This window comes from Paracoccus sp. (in: a-proteobacteria), assembly GCF_030536915.1.
Taxonomy (GTDB): Bacteria; Pseudomonadota; Alphaproteobacteria; order Rhodobacterales; family Rhodobacteraceae; genus Paracoccus.
In genome coordinates this window covers 1-15964 of sequence record NZ_JAUNPC010000064.1, presented here as the reverse complement: position 1 = coordinate 15964, position 15964 = coordinate 1, and the positions used below count along the sequence as shown (strand labels likewise).

General features: G+C 68.1%; 17 protein-coding genes, 1 tRNA gene and 3 pseudogenes. 15 read left to right on the top strand and 6 right to left on the bottom strand.

Going from position 1 to position 15964, the window contains the following annotated elements:
• The 3 genes from Q4F04_RS16040 to Q4F04_RS11110 all read right to left on the bottom strand — a co-directional run.
• Positions 1-138: DUF2948 family protein (locus Q4F04_RS16040; protein ID WP_368660719.1), on the bottom strand; the 138-nt coding region annotated here is incomplete at its 3' end.
• Positions 131-1414, bottom strand: coding sequence for a UDP-N-acetylglucosamine 1-carboxyvinyltransferase (gene murA, locus Q4F04_RS11115; RefSeq protein WP_303369897.1), 1284 nt, complete (start codon positions 1412-1414; stop codon positions 131-133). The genes Q4F04_RS16040 and murA, both read right to left, overlap by 8 nt.
• Positions 1414-1614 (bottom strand): hypothetical protein, encoded by a 201-nt coding sequence (locus tag Q4F04_RS11110; RefSeq protein ID WP_303369896.1) that lies wholly within the window; start codon positions 1612-1614, stop codon positions 1414-1416. Before Q4F04_RS11110 ends, murA begins: the two co-directional genes overlap by 1 nt.
• Positions 1615-1734: 120 nt before the next feature.
• Between Q4F04_RS11110 and Q4F04_RS11105 the strand changes: the two genes are divergently transcribed.
• A tRNA-Thr gene (locus Q4F04_RS11105) sits at positions 1735-1809 on the top strand.
• Between the two features lie 281 nt (positions 1810-2090).
• On the opposite strand, the gene Q4F04_RS11100 is transcribed toward Q4F04_RS11105, so the two are convergent.
• Positions 2091-3098, bottom strand: coding sequence for an Ldh family oxidoreductase (locus tag Q4F04_RS11100; RefSeq protein WP_303369895.1), 1008 nt, complete (start codon positions 3096-3098; stop codon positions 2091-2093).
• Positions 3099-3227: 129 nt separating this feature from the next.
• Here Q4F04_RS11100 and Q4F04_RS11095 point away from each other — a divergent pair, with 129 nt between their 5' ends.
• Complete coding sequence (locus tag Q4F04_RS11095; RefSeq protein WP_303369894.1) at positions 3228-4127, top strand: DMT family transporter; 900 nt, start codon at positions 3228-3230, stop codon at positions 4125-4127.
• Positions 4128-4340: 213 nt separating this feature from the next.
• Positions 4341-4466 (top strand): annotated as a pseudogene (locus tag Q4F04_RS16035) (cell wall hydrolase); the annotation flags it as partial.
• A gap of 515 nt (positions 4467-4981) precedes the next feature.
• On the opposite strand, the gene Q4F04_RS11085 reads toward Q4F04_RS16035, so the two are convergent.
• Positions 4982-7669 carry a molybdopterin-dependent oxidoreductase gene (locus Q4F04_RS11085; protein ID WP_303369892.1) on the bottom strand — a complete coding sequence of 896 codons (2688 nt, stop codon included), beginning with the start codon at positions 7667-7669 and terminating at the stop codon, positions 4982-4984.
• 195 nt (positions 7670-7864) lie between these two features.
• Here Q4F04_RS11085 and Q4F04_RS11080 point away from each other — a divergent pair, with 195 nt between their 5' ends.
• Positions 7865-8398 (top strand): hypothetical protein, encoded by a 534-nt coding sequence (locus Q4F04_RS11080; RefSeq protein ID WP_303369891.1) that lies wholly within the window; start codon positions 7865-7867, stop codon positions 8396-8398.
• An 87-nt stretch (positions 8399-8485) separates the two neighbouring features.
• On the opposite strand, the gene Q4F04_RS11075 is transcribed toward Q4F04_RS11080, so the two are convergent.
• Positions 8486-9145: an NAD(P)-binding domain-containing protein gene (locus Q4F04_RS11075; RefSeq protein ID WP_303369898.1), complete on the bottom strand. Its 660-nt coding sequence runs from the start codon at positions 9143-9145 to the stop codon at positions 8486-8488.
• A gap of 1107 nt (positions 9146-10252) precedes the next feature.
• Between Q4F04_RS11075 and Q4F04_RS16030 the strand changes: the two are divergent.
• The 11 genes and pseudogenes from Q4F04_RS16030 to Q4F04_RS11020 all read left to right on the top strand — a co-directional run.
• Positions 10253-10612, top strand: a pseudogene (locus Q4F04_RS16030) (chemotaxis protein CheB); the annotation flags it as partial.
• A 606-nt stretch (positions 10613-11218) separates the two neighbouring features.
• Positions 11219-11785 (top strand): PAS domain S-box protein, encoded by a 567-nt coding sequence (locus Q4F04_RS11065; RefSeq protein WP_303369889.1) that lies wholly within the window; start codon positions 11219-11221, stop codon positions 11783-11785.
• A complete protein-coding gene (locus Q4F04_RS11060) occupies positions 11740-12258 on the top strand; it encodes a GAF domain-containing protein (RefSeq protein ID WP_303369888.1) in 519 nt (172 codons plus the stop codon). The genes Q4F04_RS11065 and Q4F04_RS11060 overlap by 46 nt, the downstream gene beginning before the upstream one ends.
• Positions 12259-12273: 15 nt before the next feature.
• Positions 12274-13068, top strand: a complete 795-nt coding sequence (locus Q4F04_RS11055) for a PAS domain-containing protein (protein ID WP_303369887.1) — start codon at positions 12274-12276, stop codon at positions 13066-13068.
• Positions 13040-13384, top strand: a complete 345-nt coding sequence (locus Q4F04_RS11050; RefSeq protein ID WP_303369886.1) for a sensor histidine kinase — start codon at positions 13040-13042, stop codon at positions 13382-13384. The genes Q4F04_RS11055 and Q4F04_RS11050 overlap by 29 nt, the downstream gene beginning before the upstream one ends.
• Positions 13385-13532: 148 nt before the next feature.
• Positions 13533-13943: a hypothetical protein gene (locus Q4F04_RS11045; RefSeq protein WP_303369885.1), complete on the top strand. Its 411-nt coding sequence runs from the start codon at positions 13533-13535 to the stop codon at positions 13941-13943.
• 75 nt (positions 13944-14018) lie between these two features.
• Positions 14019-14300 (top strand): hypothetical protein, encoded by a 282-nt coding sequence (locus Q4F04_RS11040; protein ID WP_303369884.1) that lies wholly within the window; start codon positions 14019-14021, stop codon positions 14298-14300.
• A 17-nt stretch (positions 14301-14317) separates the two neighbouring features.
• Complete coding sequence (locus Q4F04_RS11035; RefSeq protein ID WP_303369883.1) at positions 14318-14629, top strand: hypothetical protein; 312 nt, start codon at positions 14318-14320, stop codon at positions 14627-14629.
• Between the two features lie 405 nt (positions 14630-15034).
• A complete protein-coding gene (locus Q4F04_RS11030) occupies positions 15035-15298 on the top strand; it encodes a hypothetical protein (protein WP_303369882.1) in 264 nt (87 codons plus the stop codon).
• A gap of 94 nt (positions 15299-15392) precedes the next feature.
• Positions 15393-15539 carry a hypothetical protein gene (locus tag Q4F04_RS11025; RefSeq protein WP_303369881.1) on the top strand — a complete coding sequence of 49 codons (147 nt, stop codon included), beginning with the start codon at positions 15393-15395 and terminating at the stop codon, positions 15537-15539.
• A 75-nt stretch (positions 15540-15614) separates the two neighbouring features.
• Positions 15615-15964, top strand: a pseudogene (locus Q4F04_RS11020) (hypothetical protein); the annotation flags it as partial.

Sequence of the window (15964 nt, the reverse complement as noted above, 5' to 3'; positions counted from 1 at the left end):
CCCGTCATGCGCCATGTCCGCGACCGTCAGCACCGCGTCCTGCACCAGCGCCGCAAGGATGCGCAGGTCCTCGGCATCCTCGGCCCGGATGACGACAGGGGCTGCGGGATCGGCGTCGGCGTAGCTGGCGTCAGTCATGGGCTGGCTGCTCCTTGATCCGTTCGATATCCGCGCCGACACCGCGCAGCTTGCGCACGACCTTCTCATAGCCGCGATCCAGATGATAGACGCGGCTGACCATGGTTTCCCCTTCCGCCGCCAGCCCGGCGAGGATCAGGCTGACGCTGGCCCGCAGGTCCGTTGCCATCACCGGGGCCCCCCGCAGCTTTTCAACCCCGGTCACGCGGGCATGGCCCCCATGCACCTCGATCCGCGCGCCCATGCGCGCCAGTTCGGGGGCGTGCATGAAGCGGTTCTCGAAGATCGTCTCCTCCAGCACGCTGACGCCCTCGGCGGTGCACAGCAGCGCCATCATCTGCGCCTGCAGGTCGGTGGGGAAGCCGGGGAAGGGTTCCGTCACGACATCGACCGCGTTCACACGGCCGTTCCGGCGGGTCACGGTCAGCCCACGCTCGGATTCGGTCACGCTGATCCCGGCCTCGTCCAGCTTTTCGCAGAAGGCCTCCACAAGCTCGATCCTGCCGCCGAGGCAGGTCACCTCGCCACCGCAGATGGCAGGCGCGAGCATATACGTTCCCAACTCGATCCGGTCGGTCACGACCGGATGGGTCGCGCCGCCCAGCCGGTCCACGCCCTGCACGGTGATGGTGGAGGTGCCCTCGCCCTCGATCTGCGCGCCCATCCGTCGCAGGCAGCGGGCGAGATCGACGATCTCGGGCTCGCGCGCCGCGTTGTTCAGGACCGTCGTGCCCCGTGCCAGGGTCGCCGCCATCAGCGCGTTCTCGGTCGCCCCGACCGAGACCAGCGGAAAGTCGATCACCGCCCCCTTCAGCCGGCCCGAAGGCGCCTTCGCGTGGACATAGCCGTCGTGCAGGTCCAGATCCGCCCCCATCGCCTGCAATGCGCGCAGGTGCAGGTCCACCGGCCGCGCCCCGATGGCGCAGCCGCCCGGCAGGGACACGACCGCATGCCCGTCCCGCGCCAGCATCGGCCCCAAGACCAGGATCGAGGCCCGCATCTTCCGCACGATGTCGTAATCCGCCCGGTGGCTGGTCAGCGCATGACTGGACAGTGCCAGCACCTGCCCGTCCTGCAGCCCCGCGACCTCGGCCCCGAGCGAGCGCAGCAGCGCCGTCATGGTGCGGATGTCCGACAGCCGCGGCGCGTTGGTCAGCGTCAGCGGTTCGTCCGTCAGCAGCGTCGCCGGCATCAGCGCGAGACAGGCGTTCTTCGCCCCCGCGATCGGGATATCGCCATTTAGCGGCCCGTTGCCGCGCACCAGAATCGTGTCCATCAGTCCTGCCCGTGCCCCTTGTGCGGGTTCGTCCCCGCCTCTGTGTTGTCGCCATCGCCAGTCAGGCTGGCGGTGTCGTCCCGCTCGTCCGCTGCCCGGCTGCGTGCCTGCGCCTTGCGCCGCGCGAGGTTGGCGCGCAAGGCCGCGCCCAGCCGGGCCTCGCGGCTGTCTGCGGGACGGGACGGGCGATCCTTGCTCATCCGGCCCTGTTAATTGCCGGGGGCCGTCCCGTCCAGCAGCCGCCGTGCAGGATCATGGCGGATTTCCGCGACAACCCCCTTGCGCGCCCGAAGCCTTGGGTCTAAACGCCCCTGCACGGCGCTGCGGTAGCTCAGTGGTAGAGCACACCCTTGGTAAGGGTGAGGTCGAGAGTTCAATCCTCTCTCGCAGCACCATTCTTCCCGGAAATCGCTGAACATCCCTTGCGTGGCTGGCTCTCGTGCCGCTTGTGGCGCCGGAAAGGCCTGCTTGCCCGTTGCCGGACAGGCGACGGAACACGAGACAGGTGTCCTCGGCAACCTTCTGCTGCATCCGCGCCCTGTCGAACTTGGATGCCGGACGTCCGAGGCTCGTTGCTCGGACTGGACGCTCGGGTTGGCAGGCCATGCGTGCGATGCCGGACCCGCGGTCATGGGCGCCTTCCCCGGCCTTGGACGTCCGGTTGCCAAGGCTGTTGTCAGCCCGCCATCATGCTTCGAATCCGCTCGTGCAGCGCCCGGCTGACGGGGATGCCGTCGCGCAGGTTGCGGGCGCGCTCGGCGTGGCGGCGGCTGCCGGGAAGGCGGGCGCCTTGGTCCTCGATCGCGTCCAGCACGCTTTCGGCCGCGGCAAGATCGTCAGGCGTGGACAGCAGCGCGGGATCGAAGGCCATGATCAGTTCGCCATGGCACGGGGCGGCATTCCGGCCCCCATCTAACCCCGCCGACTGCCGGCTGGTGCGGTCGCCGATGAAAGGCCCCGCCATCAGCTCGATCATGGTGGCGAGCGCCGAACCCTTGTGGCCGCCGAAGGGCAGCATCGCCCCGGCCAGCACCTGGGCGGGGTCCGTCGTCGGGCGACCCTCGGGGTCGAGGCCCCAGCCTTCGGGGACCGCCTTGCCTGCCTGCCGGTGCAAGGCGATGTCGGCGCGCGAGGCCGCCGTGGTGGCGAAGTCGAACACATAGGGCGGCTTCCCGGCGCGCGGCCAGGCGAAGGCCAGCGGATTGGTGCCCAGCACCGGCCTCGTGCCGCCGGCGGGCGCAACCCAGTCATGGGTCGGGTTCATCGACAGCGCCACGAGCCCGCTTTCGGCGATCTCCTCGACCACGGGCCAGAGGGCTGTCGAGTGAAAGCCGTTGTTGACCGCCAGCATGGCGATGCCCAGCGCGCGTGCGCGCTCGATCAGGGCGGGCAGGCCGGCCAGGGCGGCGGATATGGAAAAGCCGAAACCCGCGTCCACCCGGACAATCGCCGGGGTGACGGGGGTGACGACGGGCACGGCCCCGCGGTCGAAGGCCGGATGGCCCATCGTCTCAAGCGTTCCGGGAAGGCGCTGCAGCCCATGGGAAAGGCAGCCGTCGCGCTGGGCCTTGGTCAGTATTCCTGCCATGGCCGCCGACTGGTCCAGTGACAACCCGTGAAAAGTCAGGAAGTCATGGGCAAGCCGGTATGTCTCGGCCTCGGAAAGCCGTATCTCGTCGGTCAAGGTCGATCATCCTCCATAACGGCTCATATTGCCAAGGTGCCGCGCCGGATGCCAGTTCACCCGGACAGCGGCCTGCCTTCGGCGCGGGTTCCGCCCGGTTCTACCGGGAACAGTTGAAGGACCGAGTTCATGGACATGCCTCTGTCATCCCGCCTTGGCTCTGCCTGGAACCGCAGGGGCGCCCTGTTCATGTGCCTCGCCATGGCCGGCTTTTCGGTCGAGGACGCGCTGCTGAAGCTTGCCGCGGGCAGCCTGCCGGTCGGGCAGGTGCTGATGACCTTCGGCGTCTTCGGGGTGATCGCCTTTTCGGCCTGGGCGATGGGGTCGGGCGAGCCGCCCGTCAGCCGCGCCATGCTGCGGCCGGCGATGATCCTGCGTTCGCTGTCCGAGGTCGTCGGGCGGCTGTTCTTCATGCTGGCGATCGCACTGACGCCGCTGTCCACCGCCTCGGCCATCCTGCAGGCGACGCCGCTGGTGGTGATGGTCGGCGCGGTCGTCATCTTCGGTGAAAGGATCGGGCCGCGGCGCTGGCTGGCGGTCGCGGTGGGGCTGGCCGGCGTGCTGATGATCCTGCGTCCCGGCGCGCAAGGCTTCGGGCCGCTGTCGGTGCTGGCCGTTCTTGCCACGCTGGGCTTCGCGGGGCGTGACCTCGCGACCCGCGCGGCGCCGCCCGCGCTGTCCTTCCGGCAGCTCGGGGTGCTGGGCTTCATCATGCTGATCGTGGCCGGGCTGATCTCCCTGCCTTTCGGGCCCGCGCCCGTCCGGCCCGACGCGGCCACGTGGTTCGGTCTCGTGGCCGCCTCGGTGGCGGGGATCGGCGCCTATACCTCGCTGACCATCGCCATGCGGACCGGAGAGGTCGGTGCCGTCACGCCCTTCCGCTATACCCGCCTCGTCTTCGCGATGATCGCCGGGATCATGGTCTTCGGCGAGAGGCCGGACCTGTCGACGGTCACCGGCTCGGTCCTGATCATCCTGGCCGGGATCACGGCCCTGCGGCTGAACCGCAGGGGCAAGGGCGCCGCGTGATCCGGCCGAGGACTAGGCGCACCATCCTTTTCACAGGCGGGCACCGTGCAGGCCGAGCCTCTTGCAGGCGACATCTCGCCACCACGAGACAGGCAGCGCCCTGCCGTTCCCGGCCATCTTTGACAAGGTGCCCAACCCCAACTGAAGAGCAGCAGACCATAGGCTTCCGTCGCCTCGAACCTCCCCTTGGTGGCGGTCCTGTCCGGTTGCGGCATGTTCAAGCGGCACTCCGAACTCGGATTCATGGAGCGCGCCATGTATTTCAAATCCACCCGCTCTAGCCGAGACGGCATGGTTGCGGTCGGCAGCGTCGTGATGAACCGGGTTGCATCGGGACAGCATGCCCGACCTGCCCGGCGTCGGTTTCCAAGTGAAATCCGGTTTTGCCACGGCGATGCGCGAACTGGCCGGGCAAGCGTCTTCCTTCCGAAGTGATGCCAGGCCTAGGGGCTTGGGCAAGGGGACAGTGCTTGCACCCTGCTGCGGGCATCCAGCCATGGAGGGTCAGTCCGCGTCCCGGTCAAGCATCTGGTCACGAAACTTCTCCTGAACCTTCTCCTTGAGCGCCTGCTTGCCGGCCAAGCGCTCCAACGCAACAACACGCGTCTCATGTTTCTGCAGCAGGTAAATTGGCGCGGCCGTAAGAAGCAGTCGTGCAGTTTGAATGGCTAGTGGCCTTGGCATAACCTTGGTCCGGCCCCGGAGTGATATGAGATCAGGTGCCGCAACTGATCCGTTCCGGTATGTCGAAGCTTGCTGCAAGTGATTGATTTCGCTTACCAAGATCCGCCAGAGAGAAAGAGAGCGCAGCTTGCATTGCTGCAGCTGCGCTCCGTTGTCTGATCAGGCGCGGGTCAGTTGACCGAGGTCGCCGCGTCCGAGGCGTTGCGCATCAGGAAGTCGGTGACGAGCTCCGCCTCTGCCTCGTCGAGGCCCGCGCGCGGGAACATCGAAGGGGTGATGCCGCGCCACTGAAGCTGGGTGAAGCCGCCCGGATCGCGCGGCCCGTGGCAGACGGTGCAGCGCTGGTAGAAGATGCGCTCGCCCTCCTCCATGTTGGCGTAAAGCGATTCCACCAGTTCGGCCACGCGGTCGAGGCCGAGTTCCGATTCGTCCACGGCGGCGAACTGGTAGTCGGCCAGGATCGGCGGCTTCTGGTGGGCCTGGTTCGGGCGCTCGGCATCCTCGCACTTGGCCACGGACGCCACGCAGGTATTGGCGATGGTGGCCTGCGTCAGCCCCGAGGCAGGGCGTTCCGAGGTGATCCAGTTGATCTGCCCCGAGTTGCAGCGCCCCTTGCTGTCGAGGTCAGGCCAGACGCCTTCGTAAAGCGACATGACGCCCGGCATGATGTCATCCGACAGCACGGCGCCCGCGATGATCGCGCCGCGTTCGTTGCGGATTTCGACCAGATCGCCCTCGGCGATGCCGCGCGCCTCGGCGTCCTGGCGGTTGATCCGCACCGGCTCGCGGCCGTCGATCTTGTAAAGCTCGCGCAACTGGGCCGAGTTGTCCATCTGGCTGTGCAGGCGATACCAGGGATGGGGGCTGACGATGTGCAACTGGCCTTCCTGGGCGTTGCCCAGATATTCCAGCGGCTCCTGCCAGATCGGCATGCCAGGGTTGTCGGGCACGTTCATGTCCGCGATGGTCGTGCAGAACATCTCGATCTTGCCGGACAGCGTGTGCAGCGGGTTCGTCTCGGGGTCCTCGTAGAAGGCGCCGTGGCGCACCCACTTGCGCGCTTCGGGGGGCGCGGGCTGCAGGGCATAGCCCTTTTCCCAGAACTCCTCGAAAGGAATGGTTTTGGACGCACCGGTCCGGCCGTAGGCCGCCATGATGTGGTCCATGTAGTCCAGGCTGTCGGTGAACTGCGCCCAGAGGCCCATCTTGTCGGCCAGGGCCTCGAAGATCTCGTAGTCGCTCATCGACTCGCCCAAGGGCTCGATGACCTTCTTCATCGCGTAGATCTTGTCGTTGGAATAGGTGCCGCCGACCGAGATGTCGTCGCGTTCCAGCGTCGAGGAGGCGGGCAGAACGATGTCGGCCCAGCGGACGGCCGCCGTCCACCAGACGTCCTGGCTGACGATGGTGTGCAGCTTGCCGAAGGCCTTGAGCAGCCGGTTCAGGTCCTGCTGGTGCGAGACGAAGTTGTTGCCCGCGTTGTAGATCATCTTGATGTCGGGATAGGTCCGGGTCTGGCCGTTGTAGAAGAATTCCATCCCCGGATTTTCCAGCATCTCGACGATGCGGCTGGCGGGGCAGAGCTTGTCCACTAGGTTCTTGCCCGCCGAGAGGCCCGTGGGCGTGGGCTGGCCCGACTGCGGCATCCCGCCGCCACCATAGTGCCAGCTGAAGCCCACGCCCTCGCCCGGCTTGCCGATCTTGCCGGTCAGCGCCGCGAAGTTGATGATCGCGTGGTGGACCAACTCGCCATGATGGGCGCGCTGCAGCGACCAGGCGCCGCCGAACTGGGTGCGCGAGCTTGCGAACAGCTCGGCCATCTCGCGGATCTTCTCGGCCGGAATGCCGGTGATCGGGGCGGCCCATTCGGGCGTCTTGGGGGTGCCGTCGTCCTCGCCCCGGACATAGGCGATCCAGCGGTCGGCGCCGGTGGTGTATTTCTCCATGTAGGCGCGGTCTTCGAGACCCTGTTCCAGAACGTGATGGGCCATGCCGAGGAACAGCGCGATGTCGGTATTGGGGACGATCTGCACCCATTCCGCGTTCAGGTAATAGTCGGACGCGGTACGCTGCGGGTTGATCGAGACGAAGCGGCAGCCCGCGTCGCGGATCTCGGCCCAGGGGCGGGACATGCCGTGGTCGGCGACGGTGAACTCGATCCGGTTGTTCTTGACCGGGTCGCAGCCGACCAGGACGAAGACCTCGGTGTTGTCGCGCACGACCTCCCACGCGGTCTGGGGCGAATAGACCTCCATGTCGCCGATGATATGCGGCAGCGCCACCTGCGCGGCGCCTGCCGAGAAGTCGCCCTGGGTGATGGTGCAGCCGCCGACCAGGTTGAAGAAGCGCTGCTGCATGACGTTCGGGCGGAACGAGCCCGCGTTCGACCAGCCGCCGTAGGAGGAACTGAAGATCGCCTCGTTCCCGTCCGCCTCGATGGTGGTGACGATGGCGTTGGCGGCCAGGGCCAGGGCGGTGTCCCAGTCGACCTGCACGAACTCTTCCTTGCCGCGCAGTTCGGGCTTGGTGTCGCCGGTCTGCCAGCCGTCCAGGTAGGACTTGCGAACCATGGGGTAAAGGATGCGCGTCTCGTCATAGGTGCGGTCCGCGACGCCCAGCATCAGCATGTCGGTGGGCTGGTGGTCGAGTTCCGTGACCGGAGAGATCGCCGTGATCCGCCCGTCGCGCACCACCGCCTCGAAGGGGCCATAGTGCGAGGCGTGGAAGATCCGCTGGGAATGCGAGTTGGGGTCGATCGAAGCCAGCGCGGTGCTGTTCATCATCCGGCCCATCGACAAGGCCCCGGCGGTGGCGACACCCGCCTGCAGGAAGTTGCGACGGGAAAATTGCATGGTCATGGCAGCCACCTTTCTAGTTCGCTCCACCAGAGCTTCAGCTTTCCGCGACAACGGACGGTTGCAGCGAGGCATTGGCCAAATTCTGAAGGCATGGCGCGGCAAAGACAAGGTGCGGCGGTCACGACAAACCCGAGGGACTTGAACATAGTGGCAATCTGCGGCGTTGTGTCGCGAGACAGTGGAAGGAGAAACACCATGCTCACCGATCACGCCGCAGGTGCCGGGCGACTGGCTGCCGCATTGGTCCTGTCCGCCCTGCTTCCGGTTGCGGCCTTGGCGCAGACGCCGGCCCCGGCGGCCGACGCCGAAGCCCCTGCGGCTGCCGCCCCGTCGCCGGATTCCCCGGCCCAGAGCGGTGCGACGGGCGCGGATACGGGAACCGTGGGCGGTCCCGCCGCCGATCCCCACAGGCTGCTGGACGATCTGAGCGGCGGACCGCAGGGCTCGCCCACCGCGCAGCGCGGCAACCCGCAGCCGGGCACCTCGACCTCGATCCCGACCACGAATCCGGCGACGATCCGGCCGCTGGAACAGCGTGGCGCAGGCAACGAGAATGTCGCCGTCGAGGACACCGGCTTTGAAGGCCAGTGCGATCCGGTGGTGAGCATCGGTTGCCCCGCGATCGCCGACCAGTTGCCCCAGGCCGACGCAGCCGCCGGGTCCACCGCCGACACGGCAGCCCAGCCGGCAGCGGGTGGCGCAACGGAACCGGCAGAAGCGGCCAACTGACCGCCGGGCGGTCTTGCGCAGAGGCGATGCAGCCTCGGTATCCGGGGATGCGGGCCCGCCTGTGGCCCGCCTTCACCGGGGGGGCGGTCAGGATGGCATCCATGCCCGAGCCGCAAGGTCGGTTGATGGTGGCCGAGCGGCGGCCCCGCCGGTGGCAGGCACATGCGGGCGCCGTTGGGGTTCTCCTCGCACATGTGGTTGGCGTGGCTGAAGATCAGTGCCGATGGCCTTGACCATCTTGCCCGTGCCGGACAGGCCGCAGTGAAACGGGCTGCTGCCGAGCGACTGCGTCAGCAGCATCACTGTCTCGATACCCCCGCCTCGCCCCGCATCAGGATCGACAGCGTTCCCCGTCCCGCGCCCATGATGCCGTCTGACCGGCGGGTCGATCGGCCGCGTGCCAGCCGCTCCAAGGGGCGCGCGGCTGGCGTCCAGCGTTCCGGGCAGGGTCGTGATCATCATGCAAAAGATGGGCCGGTGGCGGGGCGGGATCGCGCCGGCAATGCCACCCTCGCCGGTCATCGTGCCGATGATCTGGGCATCATCGGCCAGAAGGACGACGACCGCATCCGCGCCGGCGCAATCGGGGGGGCTGGTGGCGATGCGCACGCCCTTGGCGGCAAATGCATCCGGAACGGCGGGGGCGCGCTCGCAGACGACCAGCTTGAACCCCCCGGCCCGGACCCGCTGCGCCATCTGCGCGCCCATGTCGCCCGCACCGATCGAGGCACCCCTGCTGATGGTCATGGGTTTCCTTCCCCCTCGGTCAGTTCGTCCGGTCGTATGAAACAGGCCGATCACGAACAGCGCGGCCAGGGTCTCGATGAGGGTCGATGCGTCAGGCCGGTCACTGCCAGCAACGGGATGACCGCCCCGTCATGCGGCAGAGTATCCATGCGCCGCTGTCGGTGCGATGCGGGCGCCGCCTTCGGCTTCGGGACCAAGCGCCATGTCGTGAAGCCGAACTGCCTGCCGGCGAACCAGCACGGTCATTCCGGCGCTGCGCTGCTGTCAAGAACCCGGTCGAAGGGCTTGTGGCCGGAAATGCCGGGATCGGCGACCACCTCGCGCCAGCAGCTTTCTCTTTCCTCGGCGCGCAGCACCTTGAAATCGGTGACCCGCAGCGCCGCATCAGCGTGGCGCGTTGCAGCCGTTCCTCGTCCGGGGCTTGAATCGGCTTTCCTACGGGCAGCGAAGCCTGACCGACCACGCCGTTAGGTCGAAACAGGTGTTCTCCGGCCCTGACGATTCGCCGCTTGAACAGGCGGCGCTGCTTGGCAGCCTCGTCTGACCGCGCATCTCGCGCCTGTCCGGGGGCGGCAGCTTGCAACGGGTGCTGCCGTCCTAGTCTGTCGGGGCAGGCGGCCTTGCGGCGGGCAGGCTTCCATGGATCGAGGTGAACCACCGCCGGCTCAGGAACATCGCCATCGCCGGGCGAAGTGACCCCGTATCGGGATCGCCGTCACGTCCTCGGGGGCGCAGGCGCAGGCAGGGATCTTCCGGCTTGGGAAAGCAGGCGCGGCCAGTGTGTATTCCCCCCGGCCGCGCCTGGCGTGAACCGGCAGGGACATCCTTTCGCGGGCACGCCGGTTGGCAGGTCCGGCAAGAACATCTCTGCCCGCGAGGAACGCGCCCCTGCCGGCGGCACTTTCCCATTAAGCGCCGACAGTCAAAGGGCCGCTCATGGACAACCGCGACATCATTGTCATCGGCGGCTCGTCAGGGGCGACCACGCCGCCGAAAAGCATCCTCGGGGGCTTCCCAGGGATCTGCCCGCCGCGGTCTTCGTGGTCCTGCACATTCCGGCCCGCAGCATCGGCATCCTGACCACCGTCAACCCAGGCCGCCAGCCACATGACCGTGCATCCTGCCGAGGACGGGATGGAGATCCGCCCCGGCAATATCTATCTCGGCGTGTCCGACCGCCATCTTCTGCTGGCCGGGGGCCGCATCCGGCTGGGGCGCGGCCCGCGCGAGAACATGGCCCGCCCCGCCATCGACCCGCTGTTCCGCTCGGCCGCTGTGGCCTACTGCCCTCGTGTGGTGGGCGTGCTGCTCAGCGGGCTTCTGAACGACGGCGCCTCGGGGGTTTCGGCGATCAAGTGCTGCGGCGGGCTGGCGCTGGTGCAGAACCCGCAGGACGCCATCGCCGACGAAATGCCGCTGGCGGGCCTGCGCGTCGTGTCTGCCGACCTGATCGCGCCGGGGGCGCGCATCGGCGACGTGCTGGCCGATCTGGTGCGCGAGACCGCTGGCCCGAAGATGCCGATCCCGCCCGAGATCCGGCTGGAGGTGGACATCGCCCCGGGCGAGCGGATCGACAGCGAGATGCTGGGCCGCATCGCTGATCCGGCGGCACTGGCCGATGCCGTTCTTCCCGTCCAAGAGATCCCGCCCCGGCTTGCCGCGCTGATCGAGCAGACGCTGAGCCTGCGCGAGACCGTCGCGGTGGGCGAGATGATGGACGCCATCCTCGCCCTGCTGCGCCAGAGAACGGGGCGGATTTCCAAGGCTACAAGCTTGGCACCTTCCTGCGGCGGGTGCAGCGGCGGATGCAGGCACTGATGATCGACGAGCCTTCGGCCTATGTCGAGCTGCTGCGCAATTCGGGCGACGAGCCCTGGAACCTGTTCAACGACCTGCTGATCGGCGTGACCGAGTTCTTCCGCGACAGGAAGGAATGGGCGCTGCTGGAAGAGCGGGTGATCCCCCGCCTTTTCGAGGGCAAGAACCGGGCGAGCCTCTGCGCGCCTGGATCGCCGGCTGCTCGACCGGCGAGGAGGCCTATTCCCTGGCTGCAGAGCGCCAACGAGGAGCTTTTTGGTCGAATCCGACGAGGGTCGCCTCATCGAGCATATCAAGGCCCTCGTCGGCTACGAAGAACTGGCCGGGGACGCCCGCCGCGTGCTGCGCACCCTTGCCCCCATCAAGCGCGAGATGGACAACCCCGAGACCCACGCCCGCTATGTCGCCCGCGTCCTGCCATATCGCAGCACCGACGATTTCATCGCCGGGGTGGTCGTCACCTTTGTCGATGTCACCGCCCGGCGCGAGGCCAAGGAACGCCTGCGCCGCAGCGAGGAACGCTATCGCGCCATCGTGGAAACCGCCAGCGACTACGCCATTTTCACCACCGACCCCGCCGGCCGCGTCGAGACCTGGTCGCCGGGGGGCGAGCAGGTCTTCGGCTGGAGCGCCGAGGAAATGGTCGACCGGCCCATGGACATTGCCTTCACCCCCGAAGGCCGCGACTCGGGCCAGCCCGCGCTGGAAGAGGGTCAGGCGCCGGACGTGCGCTGGCATCTGCGAAAGAAGGGGCCCGCGTCTTCATCGACGGCGTGGTGCGCCCGCTTCTGGGACCCGACGGCCAGCCCACCGGCTTCCTGAAGATCGGCCAGGACGTGACCGCGCAGCGGGCCACCGAGTCCGCGCTGCGCGCCAGGGAGGCGCGGCAGGCCTTCCTGCTGCAGCTTGCCGACGCGCTGCGCCCGCGGACGGATCCGGACGCGATCCAGGGCGAGGCCGCCCGCCTCCTTGCCGAGCGCCTGGATGTGGGCCGGGCCTGTTACGTCGAGGTAAACGAGGGCGCAGGGCTTGTGCGCATTGCGCAGGACCATGTCCGCGACGATGCCCCGTCGCTTGCGGGCGAGCATCCGCTCACCGATTTCGCTTGGTCGGTCGGTATCATGCGGTCCGGCGAATGCCATGGGATCGCGGACACGCGAGCCTCGTCCCTTGTGCCTGCGGCCGCGCGGCCCGCATCCGCCGCGCTGGGGATCATCGCCTGGACGGGTGCGCCGCTCATCAAGGAAGGGCGGCTGGTCGCTGCGCTGTGCGTCACCTCTGCCGAGCCGCGGTAATGGACCGGGGAGGAGGTGGCGACGCTGCGGCAGGCAGCCGAGCGCATCTGGGCCGCGGTCGAGCGGGTCCGTGCCGAAACCCGGCTGCGCCAGATCGAGGCGCGGCTGATGGCCTTTGGCGAGGCGTCCTCGGACCTGCTGTGGATCAGGAACGCCGAAACGCTGGCCTTCGAATACCTGAGCCCCGCCGCCGAGCGGATCTTCGGCGTGGCGCGGGACAAGATGCTTGAGGGCGACACCCTGCGGAACTGGTTGGACATGATCCTGCCCGAGGACCGCGAGCGCGCCCGCGCCAAGCTGGAACGCGTCCGGCAGGGCGAGCGGCTAGCCTTCGAATACCGCATCGCTTGCCCCGATAGCGGACAGGTCCGGCTTCTGCGCGACACGGTCTTTCCCGTCCGCGGCCTCGGTGCGCGGCTCTCGTGGATCGCGGGCCTCACCCATGACGCCACCGAAGAGACCGCCTCGACCGAACAGCTGGCGGTGCTGGTGGTGGAACTGCAGCACCGCACCCGCAACCTTCTGGGCGTCGTCGGCTCGGTCATGGCCCGGACCCTGCCCAGCAGCCGCTCGCTCAAGGATTTCAGCGCCCGCATGGGCGGAGCGGCTCGAGGCGCTGGCCCGCGTCAACGGCCTGCTGTCCCGGCTGGAGGAGGACGACCGGATCGACTTCGACGAACTGATCCGGTCCGAACTGGAGGCCCATGGCGTCCTGGACGGCGGCAATGGCCCGCAGGTCAGCCTGCGCGGCCCCCGCAAGATAAGACTGCGGTCATCGACCGTGCAGACCTTGGCGCTGGGCCTGCATGAACTGGCCACAAACGCCCTGAAGCACGGGGCGCTGTCGCAACCGGACGGGCGGCGCGACATCCGCTGGTCGATGGTTCCGGGCACCGAGGGGCCGTCCCGGCTGCGGGTCGAATGGCGGAAAAGCGGCATCCCGGTGGATCTGGACAAGGACGGCGCATCGCCGCGGCCCAACGGCTATGGCCGCGAACTGATCGAGCAGGCGCTGCCCTGCCAGCTCAACGCCGAGGTCGATTACGATCTTTCGCCCGAGGGGGTGCGCTGCACCATCACCATCCCCGTCTCGACCAGCATGGAAGGGGCGCAGGTGCCCGGCTGATCCCCCCGGACCTCAGGACGGGCTGCCGCCCTGCCGCGCCGCCCCTACGGCTGAGGGACCAGCGCAAAGTTCCGTGACGGCAGCCAGCAGGCTTTCGATGTGGAAGGGCTAGGTCAGCAGCGGCCCCCCGATGCCTCGCCGGCACGAGATGCGCGCCATGGCCGGTGGCAAAGAGAAAGGGGATGTCCCGCGCGGCCAGAAGATCCGCGACCTCACAGACCATGCGTCCGCGCAGGTTGATGTCCAACACCGCCGCATCGATGCCATCATCCCGGTCCAGCGCCGCCAGCGTGGCCTCGACCGAGGGGAATGGCCCGCCCAGCCGGGCGCCGGCGCCCGACAGGGCATGCGCGAGTTCCTTGGCCTGGAAGTATTCGTCCTCGACCACCAGGATGGAACGGCCCTGCGAGGGTTGATGCGGATGCGCCGCAGCGGTCATCTTGTCTTTCCTGTCCATGGGCACTTCGTGAAGGACGGGCGGGAGGGTCAGCACCTGCGGCGGCAGTCTCGCCGTGCCTTCTTGAAAATCATCATGATCCCGTGCGCCATCAATGGTTGAATCCTGCCGCCCTCTGCCGGACCCTGTGGGGCGGCAGCGCCGCCGCGGCCGCTCGGCCGGATGAAGACAGGAACGATGCCCCGACCCGAGCCACAGATGCAGATCGACGCTGCGACCGACCTAGGCGAACTCGGCCGCCGGCTCGGCAACAGCTATGCGCTGCTGCGCTCGATCATCCGCCGCTCGGCCGAAAGCGCGTGCGACATGGAAAGCTTTGCCTGGCACCTGGAAGGCCTGATCGGCCGGATCATGCCGGTGGCAATGCGCGAACCCGGCGCCCGCTTCGACCTGAAGCGCCTGATGAGGACGAGCCGGGCGACCAGCGCGCGGACGACGGCCCCGACTGCTGGTCGCTGAACGGTCCGCCCGAGGCCATGAACGCGGCCGCCGCCGAGGTGATCGGGCTGCTTGTCCATGATTTGGTAACCGATTCGCTCGAGCATGGCAGCTTGGGCCGGGACAAGGGCGGCGAGCTGCAGGTGGACTGGAGGATCGAGCCGGGAGCAGGGGGCGATCTCTTGCGGCTCGACTGGATCGAGCGCGGCGGGCCTGCGATGCCTGCGCGGGAAGGCCTCGGGATCATGGTGCTGCAAGGGATGCTGCGCTACCAGCTTGACGGCGCGGCCGCGCGGGCCTTCAGCCCCGGGGCCTGCCGGATTCTCTGGCGGTGCGGATGCGCAGCCTGATGCAGGGCGATGCCGGCCCGGCCCTTGCCTGAAGCCCGGGGACCGAAGCCGTTACCGTTGAAACCCGCAGCCCCGGATGGTGTTGTGGGATGCCGGCAACCATCGCGGAACTGGCCCGGCCGCGTCCGACCGGAAGGCAGGGAATGGCACCGATGACCCTCGCGCAGGCTTGGCCCGACGTCCTCACCCCCAGCGAGGCGCAGCGTCTTTCCGCCCTGCAGCGCCCGCCTGTCCCCCTTCGCCCGCGCGAGCAGATCCTGAACGCGCGGTTGTCGGCGAACGGGCTGCTTTATCTGTCGGGGGGGCATCGGGCGCTATCGCTGCGACCGGCTGGGGCGGCGGCGGTTCCTGGGAATCCAGATCCCGGGCGACTTCCTCGACCTTCCCGGCGTTTTCATGGGCCGGATGGACAGCGACGCGGAAGCCCTCGGCCCGGCCGAGTTGCAAGGACATGCCGCGGGGACGCTGCAGTCGCTGGAAGCCACCGCGCCCGAGATCCTCGGCAAGCTCTGGCGCATGGCGCTAATCGACGGCGCGATCAACTGCCAGTGGATCTGCCGGATCAGACGGCTGAGCGGACGCGCCCGCATGCCAGCTTCTTCTGCGAGATGCTGCTGCGGCTTCATGTTCGCGGGTTCTGCACGCTTGACAGCTTCGACCTGCACCTGACCCAAACGGGCCTGGGCGAGGTCAGCGGCATGACCGCCGTCCATGTCAACCGCATGCTGTCGCAACGAGGGGGTCTGCACCTTCACGGAGGGCTATGGTGCGGATCGCCAACCTGTCCGAACTGTTCCATACGGCGCAGTTCGGCTGGGACTATCTTTATCTCGGCGCGGCCTGGGACCAGAAGATCCGCCGGATGGTGAACGACACACACTACGCCAGCCGTAGCGCCAGGGTGCTGTAGGCCGAGGGCCAGCGCAAGGCTTCTTCCTGCAGCCGGGAAAGAGGGGCTGTGGGCTGAATGACCGGGTCTCGCCTCATGAGGCGCAGCGGGAGGCAATCCCCGCTGGTCCGTAAGCCCTTCACCTTCACCGCGCTCGTCATCGTGCTGATGGGGGCCGCGGCAGGACTGGGGCCTTCCGCGTGGCCCGGCCGGGCCAAGACCGCCCGCGCTATGGCCGCACTGGAGTGGCTGGGCATCGCCGGCCTTTCCGCTGGCCAGCGCCAGCGTGTCCTGATCGTGGGAGCACCGGCGCAGGAGGCCCATGCCGTCATCATGGACGAGCCGAGTCCCAGCCTCGATTTTGCCAATCGCCTGCAGGTGAACGCGTTGGTGCGGGGGCTTGCCGGGGAAGGAACGGCCGCCATCCTCTGGACCCACGACCCACG

Coding starts and splice junctions, on each gene's coding strand:
- murA (WP_303369897.1), bottom strand. CDS start 1,414: ATGGACACGATTCTGGTGCGCGGCAACGGGCCGCTAAATGGCGATATC.
- Q4F04_RS11110 (WP_303369896.1), bottom strand. CDS start 1,614: ATGAGCAAGGATCGCCCGTCCCGTCCCGCAGACAGCCGCGAGGCCCGG.
- Q4F04_RS11095 (WP_303369894.1), top strand. CDS start 3,228: ATGGACATGCCTCTGTCATCCCGCCTTGGCTCTGCCTGGAACCGCAGG.
- Q4F04_RS11085 (WP_303369892.1), bottom strand. CDS start 7,669: ATGACCATGCAATTTTCCCGTCGCAACTTCCTGCAGGCGGGTGTCGCC.
- Q4F04_RS11080 (WP_303369891.1), top strand. CDS start 7,865: ATGCTCACCGATCACGCCGCAGGTGCCGGGCGACTGGCTGCCGCATTG.
- Q4F04_RS11075 (WP_303369898.1), bottom strand. CDS start 9,145: ATGACCATCAGCAGGGGTGCCTCGATCGGTGCGGGCGACATGGGCGCG.
- Q4F04_RS11045 (WP_303369885.1), top strand. CDS start 13,533: ATGCGCGCCATGGCCGGTGGCAAAGAGAAAGGGGATGTCCCGCGCGGC.
- Q4F04_RS11040 (WP_303369884.1), top strand. CDS start 14,019: ATGCCCCGACCCGAGCCACAGATGCAGATCGACGCTGCGACCGACCTA.
- Q4F04_RS11035 (WP_303369883.1), top strand. CDS start 14,318: ATGAACGCGGCCGCCGCCGAGGTGATCGGGCTGCTTGTCCATGATTTG.
- Q4F04_RS11030 (WP_303369882.1), top strand. CDS start 15,035: ATGGACAGCGACGCGGAAGCCCTCGGCCCGGCCGAGTTGCAAGGACAT.
- Q4F04_RS11025 (WP_303369881.1), top strand. CDS start 15,393: ATGGTGCGGATCGCCAACCTGTCCGAACTGTTCCATACGGCGCAGTTC.